This window comes from uncultured Algibacter sp. (assembly GCF_947490405.1).
Classification (GTDB): Bacteria; Bacteroidota; Bacteroidia; order Flavobacteriales; family Flavobacteriaceae; genus Algibacter_B.
This window is the reverse complement of the sequence record NZ_CANLGU010000006.1, coordinates 1-15,089: the sequence shown is the minus strand read 5'-3', so window position 1 is coordinate 15,089 and position 15,089 is coordinate 1. Positions and strand designations below refer to the sequence as shown.

Genomic DNA, 15,089 nt, shown 5'->3' with positions numbered 1-15,089 from the left:
TACAGAGAAAAATTTGACGATGCACCAGAGTAAGGAGGAAAAACCAAAAATTGAAGCCATATACCCACTAAGTACAATGCAGCAAGGGGTATTATTTCATCATTTAACTATTGATGACGATCAAGGTTTTTTAAATGTACAGTGCACTATTGATGGAGAACTTAACATTGAGGTTTTAAAAAAATCATGGGATTTTGCTATTAAGAGACATCCCGTTTTAAGGACATCTGTTCATTGGAAAAAGATTAAAAGTCCTGTACAAATTGTAAAACCTAATGGGACTATGCAATGGTCTTATTTTGATTGGACTACTGATGAAGACGACATTCAGTCAAAAAAACTAATAAATTTTAAAGCCGAAAATAAGAAAGCTGGTATTAATTTTGAAAAAAATCCATTATCGAATATAAGTTTGGTAAAAACAAAAGTTGACTCTTATTATTTAGTTTGGTGCTGTCATCACCTACTCTTAGATGGTTGGTCTACTAGCATTATTTTAAAAGATGTATTTGCATACTACGATGCTTTTCTTAAAAATGAAACTCCAAATTTTGAAACCATCCCTTCTTATAAGTCTTACTTAAATTATTTGAAACAAATTGATGTAGATGAAGCTAAGACATTTTGGAATAATACATTCAAGGATTTTGTAAAACCATTTCTATTAAATCAACAGCAATTAAAAACAAATAGCTTTGTTAAGAACAAAACCTCTTTACCAACTGAATCTGTAAATAAAGTAAAGGCAATAACCAAACAATTACATATAACTGCAAATACGTTGTTTCAAGGTATTTGGGCTATCATATTATCAAAATATTCTAACTCTGAAGATATTACTTTTGGTAATACTGTTTCAGGCAGGTCTGGAAACTTTCCAAACATAGATTTGATGTCTGGCATGTTTACTAATGTATTACCGCTACGAACAAAACTCCAAGATGAAACTAATATTAAAGAATGGTTTAAAAGTATTCAAGAACAACAAATAAAAGCGAGAAAATTTGAGCCTTTTTCAATTTCTGAAATCACTGAATTTATACAAAGTAAATCCCCAGTAATATTTGACAGTCTATTTATTTTTGAAAACTACCCTTGGGAAGATATTAATGCAGGACAACTAAAAGTTCACAGCTCTCAAAGTAGTATCACTACAACATACCCTTTAACAGTAATAATAAAGGCAGAAGAAGATATAGATGTGCATTTAATAAGTGACTCTGCTATTTTTACAGAAGACACCATACATTGGATTTTAAATAGTTTTGAAAAAATATTAGATATTTTAAGCAGTAATAAAGAGGTTAATAACAAATTATTAATAGAGAAAATACCCTCCATAGAAGTAAACTTAAATCAAAAACTACCATCTAAAAAAAATGGAGAAATTGTTCGAGAAACACCTAAAAACAAAACTGAACTTGAGTTACTAAAAATATGGGAAAAATTATTAAACAAAAGTAATATAAGCACAAGAGATAACTTCTTTGAAATAGGAGGAAAATCTCTTCTTGTCATCAAAATGTTTACCCTTATTGAAAAGAAACTGAAAGTCAAAATATCACCTATTACACTTTTAGAGTACCCAACAATTGAAACACTATCAAAATTTATACTTAACGATAGAGATGAAGAAACATGGAAATACACAGTTCCTCTAAGAGCACATGGTAGTAAAAAACCACTTTTTTGTATTCATGGAGGCGGAGGTTTTGTATTCTTTTTTAACCCAATAGCAAATGCTGTTGATGAAGATAGACCTGTTTATGCTATACAACCATCTACAAGTTTACATAAAAACATCCAGGAAATGGCTAAAGATTATGCTAAGGAGATTAGAGAAATTCAACCAAATGGACCTTATAACCTATTAGTTTATTGTTTTAGTCCAGCAGTAGGTATAGAGATTGCAAATATTTATGATGAATTAAATGAACAAACAAATCTAATTGTGATAGACAGCATTATAAAGCAGGAAGATTTTACAGATCCAGAACGAATGAAAATGCGTATTTCAGGTTTTTTAAAGCGTCTAGCAAACAACCCTTTAAAAGCTGTAAAATTAATGTATCTAAATAACTTTGATAAATTAATAAAACCGCAATTAAAACGCTTTTTTGGTTCATCAACTGAAAAAAAATTAACCCAAGTAAAGCAGAACCTAGTAAATATATACAAAGCCTATGAATGGGATAAAAAACACCCTGGTAAAACAACCCTAATTTTAACTGATAAACCAGATAAAAATTTAAATCCTACATATATAGAAGCTTGGGAAGGTATAACTGAACAGGAAGTAAATATACTTAAAACTGAAGGCTTGCATTATCAATTATTCCAATCACCTTATGCAGATAAAATGGCTACTCAAATTGAGAAAGCAATCATTGAGAATAATTAACTTCTAAAAAACTATAATTCAATGGCTCATATAGCAATTATAATGACTGGTTTAACAGGTAATTTACATGCTAGTCTGGAGGTTGCTTCTCGTTTAGAAAATGAAGGTCATACAATAACCTACCTAGCGGTTAGAGATGTAAAAAACAAAGTAGAAAATTGTGGTTTTAATTATGTAGCCTTACCAGAAATAGTATACTCTCTACAACTTAAAGATTTAAATTTTCCATTAAAATCGTCTTGGTTTAATAGAAAAATATTTAGTTTAAAGAATAAAAAAACCATTTTAAAAACATCTGAAAGATTACTAAATTTAAATCAATACAAAAATATACTAGAAAAAACAGCCATAGATTTCGCTATTATTGATCAAGAGCTACATGATTTAATTTTTGTACTATTTGCTCTCAAAACACCATTTGCGCTTAGTTCTTCATGGTTCTCAAACAGAATGGGTTCAGGACTTAAACTGCCTCCTATCAGAACGGATATGATACCTCGCAAGGGATTAGTAGGCAACTCTTTAAATATTCTTTTCAATTGGATTAAAATTAAACTTAAAGTTAAAGCACGAATTTTAGTAAACAAGCTTTCTTTTAAAGATTATCGTCGTCAAGCACTACTAAACTATGCAAAAACAAATGGTTTTCCAACAAAAAAAATAGTAGCTAGTAATCTACCAGATTTATTTACTTATCCTCATATTCAAACTCTTAGTATGACTATGAAAGAAATGGATTTTAAACATAAACCTTATAAAAACTTTAAATATTACGGTCCTATGGTTTTTGAATCCAGGGATAAAAACTATTCAAAAGATATCAGTAAGAGTTTAGTAGAAATTTTTAGTAATAAATTAAAAGAAAACAAAAAATTAATATTTTGTTCAGTTAGTACTTTGGTTCCTGGAGATATAACATTCTTAAATAAATTAATTGAAGCTGTTCGTATAAAAAAAGAGTGGCTTTTAATAATTACGTTAGGAGATAAAATTGATAAAACTACTTTTAAAAACCTTCCAGATCATGTTTTTCTATTCAATTGGGTACCACAATTAGAAGTATTAAAAAACGCAGATATTAATATAAATCATGCCGGAATAAACAGTATTAATGAGTGTATTCATTATAAAGTTCCCATGTTAATTTATTCTGGTAAAAACTTTGACCAAAATGGTTGTGCTGCACGTGTACATTATCATGGTATGGGAATTATGGGTGATAAGGACAATGATTCCCCAGAACAAATAAGTCAAAAAATTAGTAGAATCCTTAATGAAAGTCAATTTCAAAATAAAATGAACGATTTTCATAAACTGTATCAAAAATATAGAGATAAAAAGATTTCGGATATTTTGCCCAATTCTATAAACCAAAAAAGTAAGCTTTAATCATATCATGAATCATTTAAATGATAATTCATTTAAAATTTTAAAAACCGAACTACATATTTGGTTTATAAATCTCAATAAAACTATTGAGGTTATTGAAAGTTTAAAACAATTTCTTTCAGAAAATGAAATATCTAAAGCTTCGAAATTCCGTTTTGAAAAAGACAAAAACTCTTCCATAATTACCCGCGGCAGTTTGAGATATTTATCTGGAAAATATTTAAAGATGAATCCTGAGAATATTCTTTTTAAGTATGGTAATTACGGAAAACCAGACTTTGATATAAAAACTGACTTAAAGTTTAACGTTTCGCATTCAGGAAATTTAGCAATAATCGGTTTTGTTTTAAATAACGATATTGGTGTTGATATTGAACAACTTAAATACGATTTTGAAGTCATGGATATCGTCGATAATTACTTCTCCCAATACGAAATAGAAACACTAAAAAAATTACCAATTGAAGAACATACAAAGGGATTTTATAGATGTTGGACTCGAAAAGAATCTTTTATAAAAGCAAAGGCTAAAGGGCTTTCATTTCCTCTTGATTCATTTTCTGTAGATATAAAATCAGATAAAAAGACTGAATTATTAGAAACCAAATGGGATAAAAATGAAAAGGATTTGTGGAGATTATTTTCATTCTCACCAATGGACAATTATATTGGAGCTGCTTCAGTTAAAGGCGATATTAAATCTGTAAAATACTTCAACTTTAATAATTTCAATTGAAATTTTATAACCTTATTTACGCACTGCACTCTGTGTACAAGGACAATTACTAATACCCTGCAGAAAGTTTAACCCGATAGTAACAACATGAGTTCCTGAGTTGTATGCTGACAAATCATTTGTAGTTACTTGGTAAGCATAACCAAAATAAAAAATAGATTTCTGGAAACCAACCATGGGCCCAATATTTAGTGGCTTAAAAAATTGATCGTTTAAGAAGCGATACGAAATTCCTGCCCAGAAATAATCATAATCTCGATTGTATTTTCTAAACTTAAAATTCAAATCTGTACTAGAACGCTTATCACTACTAAACATTTGATAGTAAATGGATGGTTCAAATTCTAGACCACTCTTCTTAGGACCTCTAAAAGTGTAACCAGAATATATTTGATAGTTTAGAAGCAAATTAGGTTCTAAAATTCTTACGGTCTCATCTAACTTCTTTTCAAGAACATTATTTACGTTAAAACTAAAAAAAGCACCCTTATACCTCAACAATGTTCCTATATCAAAATTATGATTTGTAGTTCGTCTATCGTCAGTTACAAATGGATCTATAATTGGATTATCATAACCATTATCAAAATTATCAATGTCTATTCTAAAATTGTTTATGTTGTATGAAATACCAAAGGACAAATACAGTTTAGAATAATAATCTAAAACTAAATGATGCGCAAAAGAAAGTTTTCCTCCGGTTTGAATGGTATTACCGTTTCTATCATTATAAAAAGACATACCCAAACCTGAACGATCAGCAATTCTAACATCTGCATAAACAGATTGATTATCTGGAGCATTTTTAATGCCTACCCATTGTGTAAGTCCGTTTGCTCTAATTTTTAAATTATCCCCAATACCAGCATAAGTTGGTGATACTACAAAATCGTTATCAGCCAAATACTGTGTAAAAACGGGTAAGTTTAACTCTTGCCCATAGCTATTAAAAACAACTAAGAGAAGAATCAGACTTGTATATATTTTTTTTATTTTCATAATGCTTTCGTTAAGAGTTTTAATTACCTGTAAAGTGTAAAGTGTCCAACAAATTCACGTTTATCTCTCGGTTCATTTAGTTTTACAACATACCAGTAATCTCCAGTAGGCAACTCAACACCTCTGTATTTTCCATCCCATTTATCTCCTATATTTAAGGTAGCAATCTTTCGTCCATACCTATCAAAAATATCGAAGGTTAAATTTCTGTATTGATTAGCGCAACCTGGTCCCCAACCATCTAGATTACCATCGCCATTTGGTGTAAAATAATTAGGTATACAAACATCTACATATTCAAAAAATCGAGTTGCTGAAACTTCACAACCATTAGCGTCAATAACTGTAACGGTGTAATCACCAGATTCAAATATCAAAAAGGTATTTTCATTCCCATAAGACTCACCATTTAATCTGAATTCATAAGGTGTTGCACCCCCTGAGGCATTAGCAATAATTTCGTTTAAACCACCATCATCTATAGATAAAGCTAAAGGCTGGAAAGTATCAATAATGAAAGGAATTCCATTATCTGTAATTTGTACACAACCATTTGGATGACGTACTTCAATGCTGTGAGGTCCTGGTGATAAGTTTTCATAAACACCTGTTCCTGTTGAAAAAGCTCCTCCATCTAATGAATACTCTAAAATAGAGGTATCTGTAATACTTGAATCTACAGTTACAGTGACTCTATTGGTAACTGTATTGGTATTATTTACTAAATCATTGATACACTCATAATTTATATTAGCTAATGGCTCAATAATTACAGGATCTTGCAATGGAATAGAAAATGGACTATCACCTCCACAATTACTAGAATCTAAAACATAAACCATTTTCTCACCACCTTCTAAACCAGAGAATGTATAAGTAGTTACTCCCATTGGAAGTGGTGTATAAGTTACATCATCCAGACTCACACTGTATGGAGCCTCCCCACCTAAAATCTCTATGGTAAACTCACCCGTAGAATCACCATCACAAGGTGCTTCGCTAATAATTGTATAAGTGAATCCTAAAGGAAGTGGTTGATCAATATCAAAATTATAAGTTACAAAACAACCTAATTCATCTTGCACAACAATATCATAGTTACCTGGTGATAAATTTTCAACTGTTTCTAAATCGAAAAATTGGTCTAATTGTGGCGAAATGGCATACTTAATAATACCAGAACCACCACTAGTGGTAATTTCTAACATCCCATCATTTTCCCCATTACAGGTAACATCAATAGGATTAAACGTAACATCAAGCGGTGATGATGCATTTGTAATTGGAATAGTTGCTGAAACTTCTAAACAATCTCCACTGTTTACCTGTATTTGATAGTTACCAGTAGGAAGGTTTGTAAAAACCCCAGGGCTATCCTGAGTTACAGGTGTAATAGGATTACCTAGAGTATCTAGCAATGTATAAACATAAGTACCTAAACCACCTTCCGCGGAAGCGATAATAACGCCATTATCATCCCCAGCACAACTAATAGTTGTATTAGTAGTATCCAAACGCATTGTTAATGCTGGCAATGGATCTATAGTAATATCGTTTGAAACATTAGCAATACATCCATTAGCATCTCTTACATAATATCTAAACGTTCCTGTTGAAACTGGGAATGTTACTGTGGTTGTGAATGACCCCAAAACAGTTGAGAAAGCACTTGTATCACTATACTCATAAGTTCCTGTTCCACCTGAAGCACTTAATGTTAATGCTGTTTGCGTGGTACAGGTTTGTGATGTAGCTTTCACTAAACTCGCTTGAACTTCTGAAGGTTCGGTAATAATAACATCCGCAGAGGTGAACTCACAATTATAACCATCACTTACAACTACATTATAAGTACCTGAACTTAAATCTGTAAATATTGGTGATGTTTGTGGTCCTGAAGTACTAATTGTAGGCGAAAGCATATTTAGCGTATAAGTATAGTTAGTTCCTTGTCCGCCGGAAACTAAACTTGCTGTTATTGTCGCATTAGTATCTCCAAAACATGAGAGTAAACTCGGTGTTGCTGTAGTAATAGTTGCATCGATTGGTGTTGGTATATCAAGTGGCACATTCTCAGAAACAATACATCCTCCGGCATCTCTAACATTAACAGTGTAGCTTCCAGCAGATAAGTTTGTAAATGTGCCATTTGGTGAGTAAGCTACGGTTGTTGGTCCAGTTAATTCATATTCATAAGTTCCCCAACCACCAGATGCAATTGCTGTTATAGTTCCTTTATCATCATCACAAGTTACGTTTGATGTTTCAGTCGCTACAAGTTGCAATAGCTCTGATGGTGAAGGGATTATAACGGTTGATGCAGCAGAACATAATGGGCCAGCTGTTTCTGTAACCACCACAGAATACGTTCCACCAGAAAGCCCCGAAACTAATATAGGATTCGTTGATGTATTGGCTACTACCACTCCAAAAACAGATGTAGAGGTGCTATCAAAAACTTCATAAGTATATGGTCCTGAATACCCACTTACATTTAGTTGAAAAGTTCCATCATTATCACTAAAACATGTTATTTGTGTTGGCGTTATTGTAAGTGTTGGTGGCGTTGCTTCTTGAACAACTACTGAAATGTTCTCTGAACAAGTGGTTATTATATCTGTTAGTGTTATAGTGTAAGTTCCAGATGGCACACCAGAAAACACATTCCCTGTAAGTACTATAGATGCTGGATTAGGACTTATACTGTATGAATAAGAACCTGAACCACCTGAACCAGTTATAGTAATTTCTCCATCATCATTATTACACGAAGGTAACGCTGAGACACTAGGTAGTAAATCTATTGGAGCTTCAATATCTACAGAAACTAAATTCCCACAACCATTAACATCTTGTACTTCTATAGTATGGGTTCCTGATGATAAATTTGAAACTGTAAAAGGTGTTGTTAAAGTTTGGAATACACCACCATCAATACTGTAGGTATAAGGAGCAATTCCAGGTGTAGTTAATGTAACGTCTATTTCAAAATTTCCTTCAGTTACTGTACATTGGTTATTCAAAGTAGCTAAAATTACTGGTTCTGGATCTATATCTATAGTTTCATTTATCCTTACCTCACAATCATTAACATCTCTTACTACAATATCCCAATTGGTTCTTACTGCATAGTCTAAATTTAAAACATTGTTTGTTCCAAAATCTGCTGGTGTTGGTATAAATCCAACCGCACCAGAAGCATACCTGTAAGGTCCTGTTCCACCAGTTGCGGTTACAGTTACTTGTGCGCCAACATTACAATTAGCATTTTGATTAGCAGTTGTAGCGGCAACAAGTGGTTGAATAGGTTGTCTTATTTGAAATATTTCAGAGACTGTACATAAAGTGCCATCAACCTCTCTAACAAATAACGTATAATTTCCTGCCGGCAAACCTGTTATGGTTCCGTTAACTGCAGCTCCTGTTAAACCTGTAAAAGTGCCGTTTTGAGCAGGGACTATTGGAGTATTTGTTAATTCATCTTGAACTTCGTAATATATACTCGTTACAGATACATTGTAATTTAAAACTGTAAAATCAAGTGTACCATTGTTATCGCCATTACAGCTTACATCAGTTGTTGTGAGTGCATCAATATCTATAGCTGATAACGTTGGCGTTGTAACCTCTAATATTGAAAAACACCCACCAGAATCGATAACTTGAAATTGGTATGTTACACCATGATTTAATCCTGTAAATGTATGTGATGTTGCAGGTGTTGGTCCAAAACTTGTAGCGGGTTGACCAAAAATGGAATATGTAAATGGTCCTGCTCCAGATACAACTGAAATATCAACTGTAGCCCCTGTAGCACAAGACCCCGTTGTGGCATTTCCAATCAAACTAATACTTGGAGGTGTCTCAATTCTTTGCACACCACTAATGTATTCACAACCATTATCATCTGTTATAGTTACATAATAATCTCCAAAATTTAAACCTGAAAAGGTTTGAGTTGTGGAAGCTGTTGTAATACTAAGCCCTATTTGAGTAAACGTATTATCAAATAAGGTATAAATATAAGGTGTAATTCCACCAGAATTAATAGTTATATCTAAGCTACCTGGTGCATTAGTATTTGCAATACATTGCACTGGATTTCTAACAATTGAAACATTTATAGGAGCAGGGTCGATTAAGTTAACTGAACCAGGTACTTCACAATTTTTACTATCTCTAATAACATAGTTGTATGTACCTGCCACTAAACCTCCAAATACATTTGAAGACACAAAAGTTGTTCCTCCATCAATACTATAAGTAAACGGTGCTAGACCAGTTAGTGGTGTTAAAGTAAAAGAACCATCATTATAACCATTACATGTTGGATTTGTTACAGACTCTGAAGCAGTAACAGAAACTGGTGCACTTAATGTTTGAATATTAGATTCTGCAATACACCCATTAGCATCGGTAATTTGGAATTGATATGTACCATCTGTGGTTGCTGTATGCGTAAATGTTGTTCCTACGACTCCAATTGAACCACTGTAAGTACTGCCATTAAATGACACTGCATAATTAAAAGGAGCAGTACCACCAGAAATTGTTCCTGTTATGATTCCATCTGGTGATGCTGTACAATCTATACCTTTTGTTACAACCGTACCCAAAGTTATTGGAGGCAATGGCGCGATTGTATAACTTTCGGTGTAAATACATCCATTTGCATCTCTAACTTGAAGAGTATAAGTATCTGGACTTAATCCAGAGAAAATATTCGAATTCTGATAAGCTGCAGCAGCACTTAATGGTGCTATAATTTGATATTCTAATGGTGCGAAACCTCCTGTTGCTGTTAAAGTAACATCCGAAGTAATAGCAGGACAACTTAAAGGCGTACTGTTAAAATCTAAATCAGTTGGTGGGTTTAATGCATCAATAGTTATTGGAGTTGCTATAAAGGCACATCCACTTGAATCTCTAACAGTTACTGTATAAGTTCCTTCGGTTAATCCATTAAATGTTGTACCTAATTGAAAATTCACACCATCGATACTGTAACTGTAAGGTGCTGTACCGCCTGTAACACCTGAAACCGTAATAACACCATCTGATGTACAACTTAATGGTGTTGTTAATGTTGCTGTTCCTGTTACTGTTGCCAAGGTTGTTATACTAACAGTTTGAGGAGTGGTTAAACAAACCTCTCCTGCTCCAGACCCATATTGTACAACTACACTATAATTACCAGTTGAAAGACCTGTAAATACATTGGAGTTTGTAAACGTAATACCATTATCAATACTATACTCTAAGGTATTGCCATTAGGGTTTGTTACATTAACCGTAATCGTTCCAACATCTCCAGTATCAGAACACGCAATATCTGTTGCTGTAACTGTAAAAACTGGCGCTGGAATAATATCAACGTTTATGGATGTTAACGCAGAACAATTATTAGAATCTACAACCTCTATATTAAAAATGCCTGATGCAGTAACTGGTATTGTAGGAACCGTTTGAAAATTTGTAGCGCCGTTCACAAAATAGAAATACGGCGGTGTTCCTCCTGTTGGGTATATAGTTATTTCACCATCTGTACATGTTAAAGGTGTTGTTAATGCCGAAGTAGCTTCAAGTAAAGGAGGTTCAATGATATCTACATTTTCTGTGTAAATACATCCATCTTCCGTAGAAACATCAACTGTATATGTTCCTGGATTTAAGTTTGAAAATGTATAATTATTAGGGGTAATAGGCCCTACGCTATTTACTATAGTTCCTCCTTGAGAGATTGAAAAAAAGTATTGCGGACGAACATCATTTGCCGCCACAGAAATACTTCCTAAATCACCATAACACAGTGGTTGTGTTACTAAAGTAGAAACCGTAAAATCTGTTTGTCTTATTTGTACATCAGGTACTGTAAATATACATGGATTAGGATCTACTCCTATCTGTCTGATATAAACCGTATAAATACCTGGTGTTGTTACTGAAAATACATTACTATTTTGATACGTAGTACCATCAATACTAAACTCATAACCACTAGGTACACTACCAACAGTAATTTCTCCTGGTGTTGTGCAATAAATATCTCTTGATGTTACTGTTGGAACAAGTAAATTGGAATACACGTTAAAATAAAACTGATTGAAACATCCACCATCATAATTCAAAGTTAATCTGAACTGACCAGCAGTATCCGCCATATAATTTGGACCTGTAGCTACTTGATTCCATGCACATGCAGCATCTTCGTTTGCACAATTAGGATTAGCAACAGCTGTACAACTACCTTCATCGAGTTGCTCCCAAATAATAGAAGTTGTATCTGTAATATTAGTTTCTATCAATCTCGGGCCATTACCACCACATAAAAATATATATGGTAATTCTTTTCCATCGTTCGGACAAATAACAACTTGGTCTGCAAAAGGAATAACTGGATTTGTTACACCAGCACCAAAAGTTACTACCTCAAAGACTTGACTTGTTGATTGACAAGGTGCCACAGCTGTATTTTCAACATAATACGTCCCAGTAGATGTTACTGTTATAGACTGTGTTGTTCCTATAACAGGTGTTCCCGTAAGACTTGTAGACCAAGAGTAAGAATCATAACCACTACCAGAGGTTAAAACCGTACTTGCTCCACAAAGGATTACTTCTTCTTCAAAAGTACAATCAATATCTGCTAAAAAATTTGTTGCACCGGGAGTTAATAAACACCCCGTATTAGTATTGAAACTAGGGTCTTCATTTACTTCAAAAGTTAAACTTGTTGCAGCTCTATATGAAGAAAATGCTTGATTGCTAATAATATTAGAACAAGCATCCGTTAATAAACTACAGGTTGAAACTACTGTAACTTTAAAACGAATATCTTGAATTGGATCATTCTCTTCTACAAGGGAATTATCAATATTGAAAATAAGTTCTCGTGTAGCTGGATTATAACTATGAGTAATTCCTGGAGGTAATACTCCAATATCAGCAGGATAATTAAACACAATATTAGTTGGTAAAATATCGGTAATGATTAAATTGGTTGCATCATCATTACCTGTATTTTGAAAACCAATAACATAATTTAATTCGTCACCCAAATTTACAAGTTGCCCTCCAATATCGTTCCCTGCTGGGTCTTCAACTATTTTAGTGAGTACAATATTGGGTTCAATAATATCAACAGCTAAAGAGAAAAAATATGGGAAATATGTATCCCCACTAGTTTCTAAACGTACGGTAGCTGAAGTAGCATCATTAGCTATAACAGAATTAGTTGGATTTGGAACCACTATAACACCAGTATCAAAACCTAGGGTATTGGTACTATTCGGGTTTCTATTATTTACTGGTAATGCACTTAATTGGGTAACCGAACTATTAAAAAAGTTGGTAGCTGGTCTGTCTGTAGTAGATAAATTCAAACCATTTAATAATAATTGGTCTCCTAAAATTGGGCTATCACCTTCTAATGTTGCAAATGCAAAATTTGCTCTTACTGGAGCTGGAGCAGGTAATGTTCTAAATCCTGAAACTGGTATATCTAATGTTGGGTTAGATCCCGGAACACTAATGGCACTAAAACCATCAAAACTTGTAATTGATTTCCCGGGTAATGTAGGGTCCTCATAAACGATATAAAGAGACCAACCCGCTGAGTGTCCTGTATTATTACCAAAACTTTGTGTTCTACCTTGAGCACTAGATACGTTTGCTACAGTATAGGTTCCTAAATCAGTTGCTAAACTTGTAACTATTGGTGTAACATCTGCATAACATGCATAAGGGAAACTATCACCACCATCAACAGTTGTCCCATTTGCATCAAAAATCACAGTGCCAACCACATCTGTATATCCTCCAGAAGGCCCTCTAAACTTAACATTAGTAAAAGGCTCAGTTCCTTCTGTTACAGCTCCCCAGTATAAACCTGCATGAATAATTCGATAACATCCAGGATTTGGAACTGTTAAATCTGCACTTGATGAACTAAATGTAGAAGGATCAGAATCAATATCTATATACTGCATATTCACAGTATGATTATATACAGTGCCATCATTGAAAGGATTATTATCTGGCCCCAAGATATTATTTCCAATTAATTGAATATCTCCCCTTAAATCCTGATTAAATCTTGGTGTAAAAGGAACATAATTTTGTGCGAACAATTGCATGCTAAATACAAGCAGCAAAAGAGCGAGTCCTTTTTTAATTAAAGTAGGCTTTATCATGGCAGTTATATTTATACGTTTCTTTTTGTTTGGGGCTTTTCAAAAAGAAACATTAGTTTTAGTTTTGCTTCATTAGTTTTCAATTTTAACCATAGACATTTTACTGTTATACGGTTTACTTCCTTTACTATTATCTAAGGATGATTTTGCTTGACTTATATTATCAAATTTCTCATAATAGATATAGTATTTACTGGTATTAACATCAAAAAAGAAATTGATATTCTTTTCACCTGCTGCAACAGCTTTTTCCAAGAATTTATCACGTTTCTCAATATTTGTGTGTACAGCAACAACCAGGTAATATCCCTCATTAGCATTACTAACATCTTTTACAATTTGGATATTACTCAGAGGGTCTCCATAATCAAAATCTTTTTCTGTTAATGGTTCTGTATTAGGCTCTGTGAACTTTTTAATACGCTCTAAAGTTGCTCTGTCTTTATTATATCTATCATCATCATTATCATAAGCAGCTTTTTTAATTCTTCTACTTCTCTCATATGCTGTTGCAACTTTAATATCTTCTAAGTTTGCTTCTAAATTTTTCTTAATAGTAATCGTCTGTTCTCTTTCAGATTTTAAAGTTTCAATAGCGTTTAAATATGCTTGATTTGTAGCATCATTCTTCTTTCTAACTTTCTTAAGGCGCTGTCTATAAAGCTTTTCTATCTCAGTTATTTTAGCATCTTGTTGAACAACAGAATTATCAATTTTTAGCTTTAAGCTTTCTATAGCTGCATTTTCAGCAGAAACACTTTTAAAAGCTTTTGGAGCTTTAACAATCCCTTGATCTCGTAAATCATTTTCTTCTTTTAAATCATCTAAGTCCTGCTGCTTACCAGCAATTTTATTACTTAAATCATCTAACAAATACTGCTGCTTATTTTTAACTTCATCAGCAGATTTTTTAAGGTCATTTAATGATTGAATATCTTCATTTACAGCTGATGTTTCAATTGCCTTAGCCGCTTCTTCAGCTTTTAACCTTGTTGCTTCTGTTATTCTTGCTTGCTCCTCTTGCTCTGCTTGTATTCTTGCCTCTTTAGCTAATTTTGCCTTAGCGTCTTCTTCAGCTTTCAATCTTGCTGCTTCTACTATTCTTGCTTGCTCCTCTTGCTCTGCTTGTATTCTTACCTCTTCAGCTAATTTTGCCTTAGCATCTTCTTCAGATTTCAATCTTGCTGCTTCTGCTTTTCTTGCTTGCTCCTCTTGCTCTGCTTGTATTCTTACCTCTTCAGCTAATTTTGCCTTAGCGTCTTCTTCAGCTTTCAACCTTGCTGCTTCTACTATTTTTGCTTGCTCCTCTTGCTCTGCTTGTATTCTTACCTCTTCAGCTAATTTTGCCTTAGCGTCTTCTTCAGCTTTCAAC

5 protein-coding genes and 1 pseudogene are annotated in these 15,089 nt (G+C 33.2%); 3 read left to right on the top strand and 3 right to left on the bottom strand.

Annotated features, from left to right (window positions below; genetic code table 11):
• Positions 1-19 precede the first annotated feature (19 nt).
• The 3 genes from Q0772_RS12870 to Q0772_RS12860 are packed head-to-tail and all read left to right on the top strand — an operon-like array spanning position 20 to position 4,526.
• Positions 20-2,401, top strand: a complete 2,382-nt coding sequence (locus Q0772_RS12870; protein WP_298345507.1) for a condensation domain-containing protein — start codon at positions 20-22, stop codon at positions 2,399-2,401.
• A 21-nt stretch (positions 2,402-2,422) separates the two neighbouring features.
• Positions 2,423-3,790 carry a nucleotide disphospho-sugar-binding domain-containing protein gene (locus tag Q0772_RS12865; protein ID WP_298345502.1) on the top strand — a complete coding sequence of 456 codons (1,368 nt, stop codon included), beginning with the start codon at positions 2,423-2,425 and terminating at the stop codon, positions 3,788-3,790.
• 7 nt (positions 3,791-3,797) lie between these two features.
• The gene (locus tag Q0772_RS12860; protein ID WP_298345499.1) at positions 3,798-4,526 is read left to right on the top strand and encodes a 4'-phosphopantetheinyl transferase superfamily protein; all 729 of its coding nucleotides are present in this window, start codon (positions 3,798-3,800) and stop codon (positions 4,524-4,526) included.
• 12 nt (positions 4,527-4,538) lie between these two features.
• Here the strand turns inward: Q0772_RS12860 and Q0772_RS12855 are convergent, their stop codons facing one another.
• The 3 genes and pseudogenes from Q0772_RS12855 to Q0772_RS12845 form a co-directional block, all read right to left on the bottom strand.
• Positions 4,539-5,525 carry a type IX secretion system membrane protein PorP/SprF gene (locus tag Q0772_RS12855; RefSeq protein WP_298345496.1) on the bottom strand — a complete coding sequence of 329 codons (987 nt, stop codon included), beginning with the start codon at positions 5,523-5,525 and terminating at the stop codon, positions 4,539-4,541.
• Between the two features lie 23 nt (positions 5,526-5,548).
• Positions 5,549-13,717 carry a T9SS type B sorting domain-containing protein gene (locus Q0772_RS12850; RefSeq protein ID WP_298345493.1) on the bottom strand — a complete coding sequence of 2,723 codons (8,169 nt, stop codon included), beginning with the start codon at positions 13,715-13,717 and terminating at the stop codon, positions 5,549-5,551.
• A gap of 72 nt (positions 13,718-13,789) precedes the next feature.
• Positions 13,790-15,089 (bottom strand): annotated as a pseudogene (locus Q0772_RS12845) (hypothetical protein); the annotation flags it as partial.

Coding starts and splice junctions, on each gene's coding strand:
- Q0772_RS12870 (WP_298345507.1), top strand. CDS start 20: ATGCACCAGAGTAAGGAGGAAAAACCAAAAATTGAAGCCATATACCCA.
- Q0772_RS12865 (WP_298345502.1), top strand. CDS start 2,423: ATGGCTCATATAGCAATTATAATGACTGGTTTAACAGGTAATTTACAT.
- Q0772_RS12860 (WP_298345499.1), top strand. CDS start 3,798: ATGAATCATTTAAATGATAATTCATTTAAAATTTTAAAAACCGAACTA.
- Q0772_RS12855 (WP_298345496.1), bottom strand. CDS start 5,525: ATGAAAATAAAAAAAATATATACAAGTCTGATTCTTCTCTTAGTTGTT.
- Q0772_RS12850 (WP_298345493.1), bottom strand. CDS start 13,717: ATGATAAAGCCTACTTTAATTAAAAAAGGACTCGCTCTTTTGCTGCTT.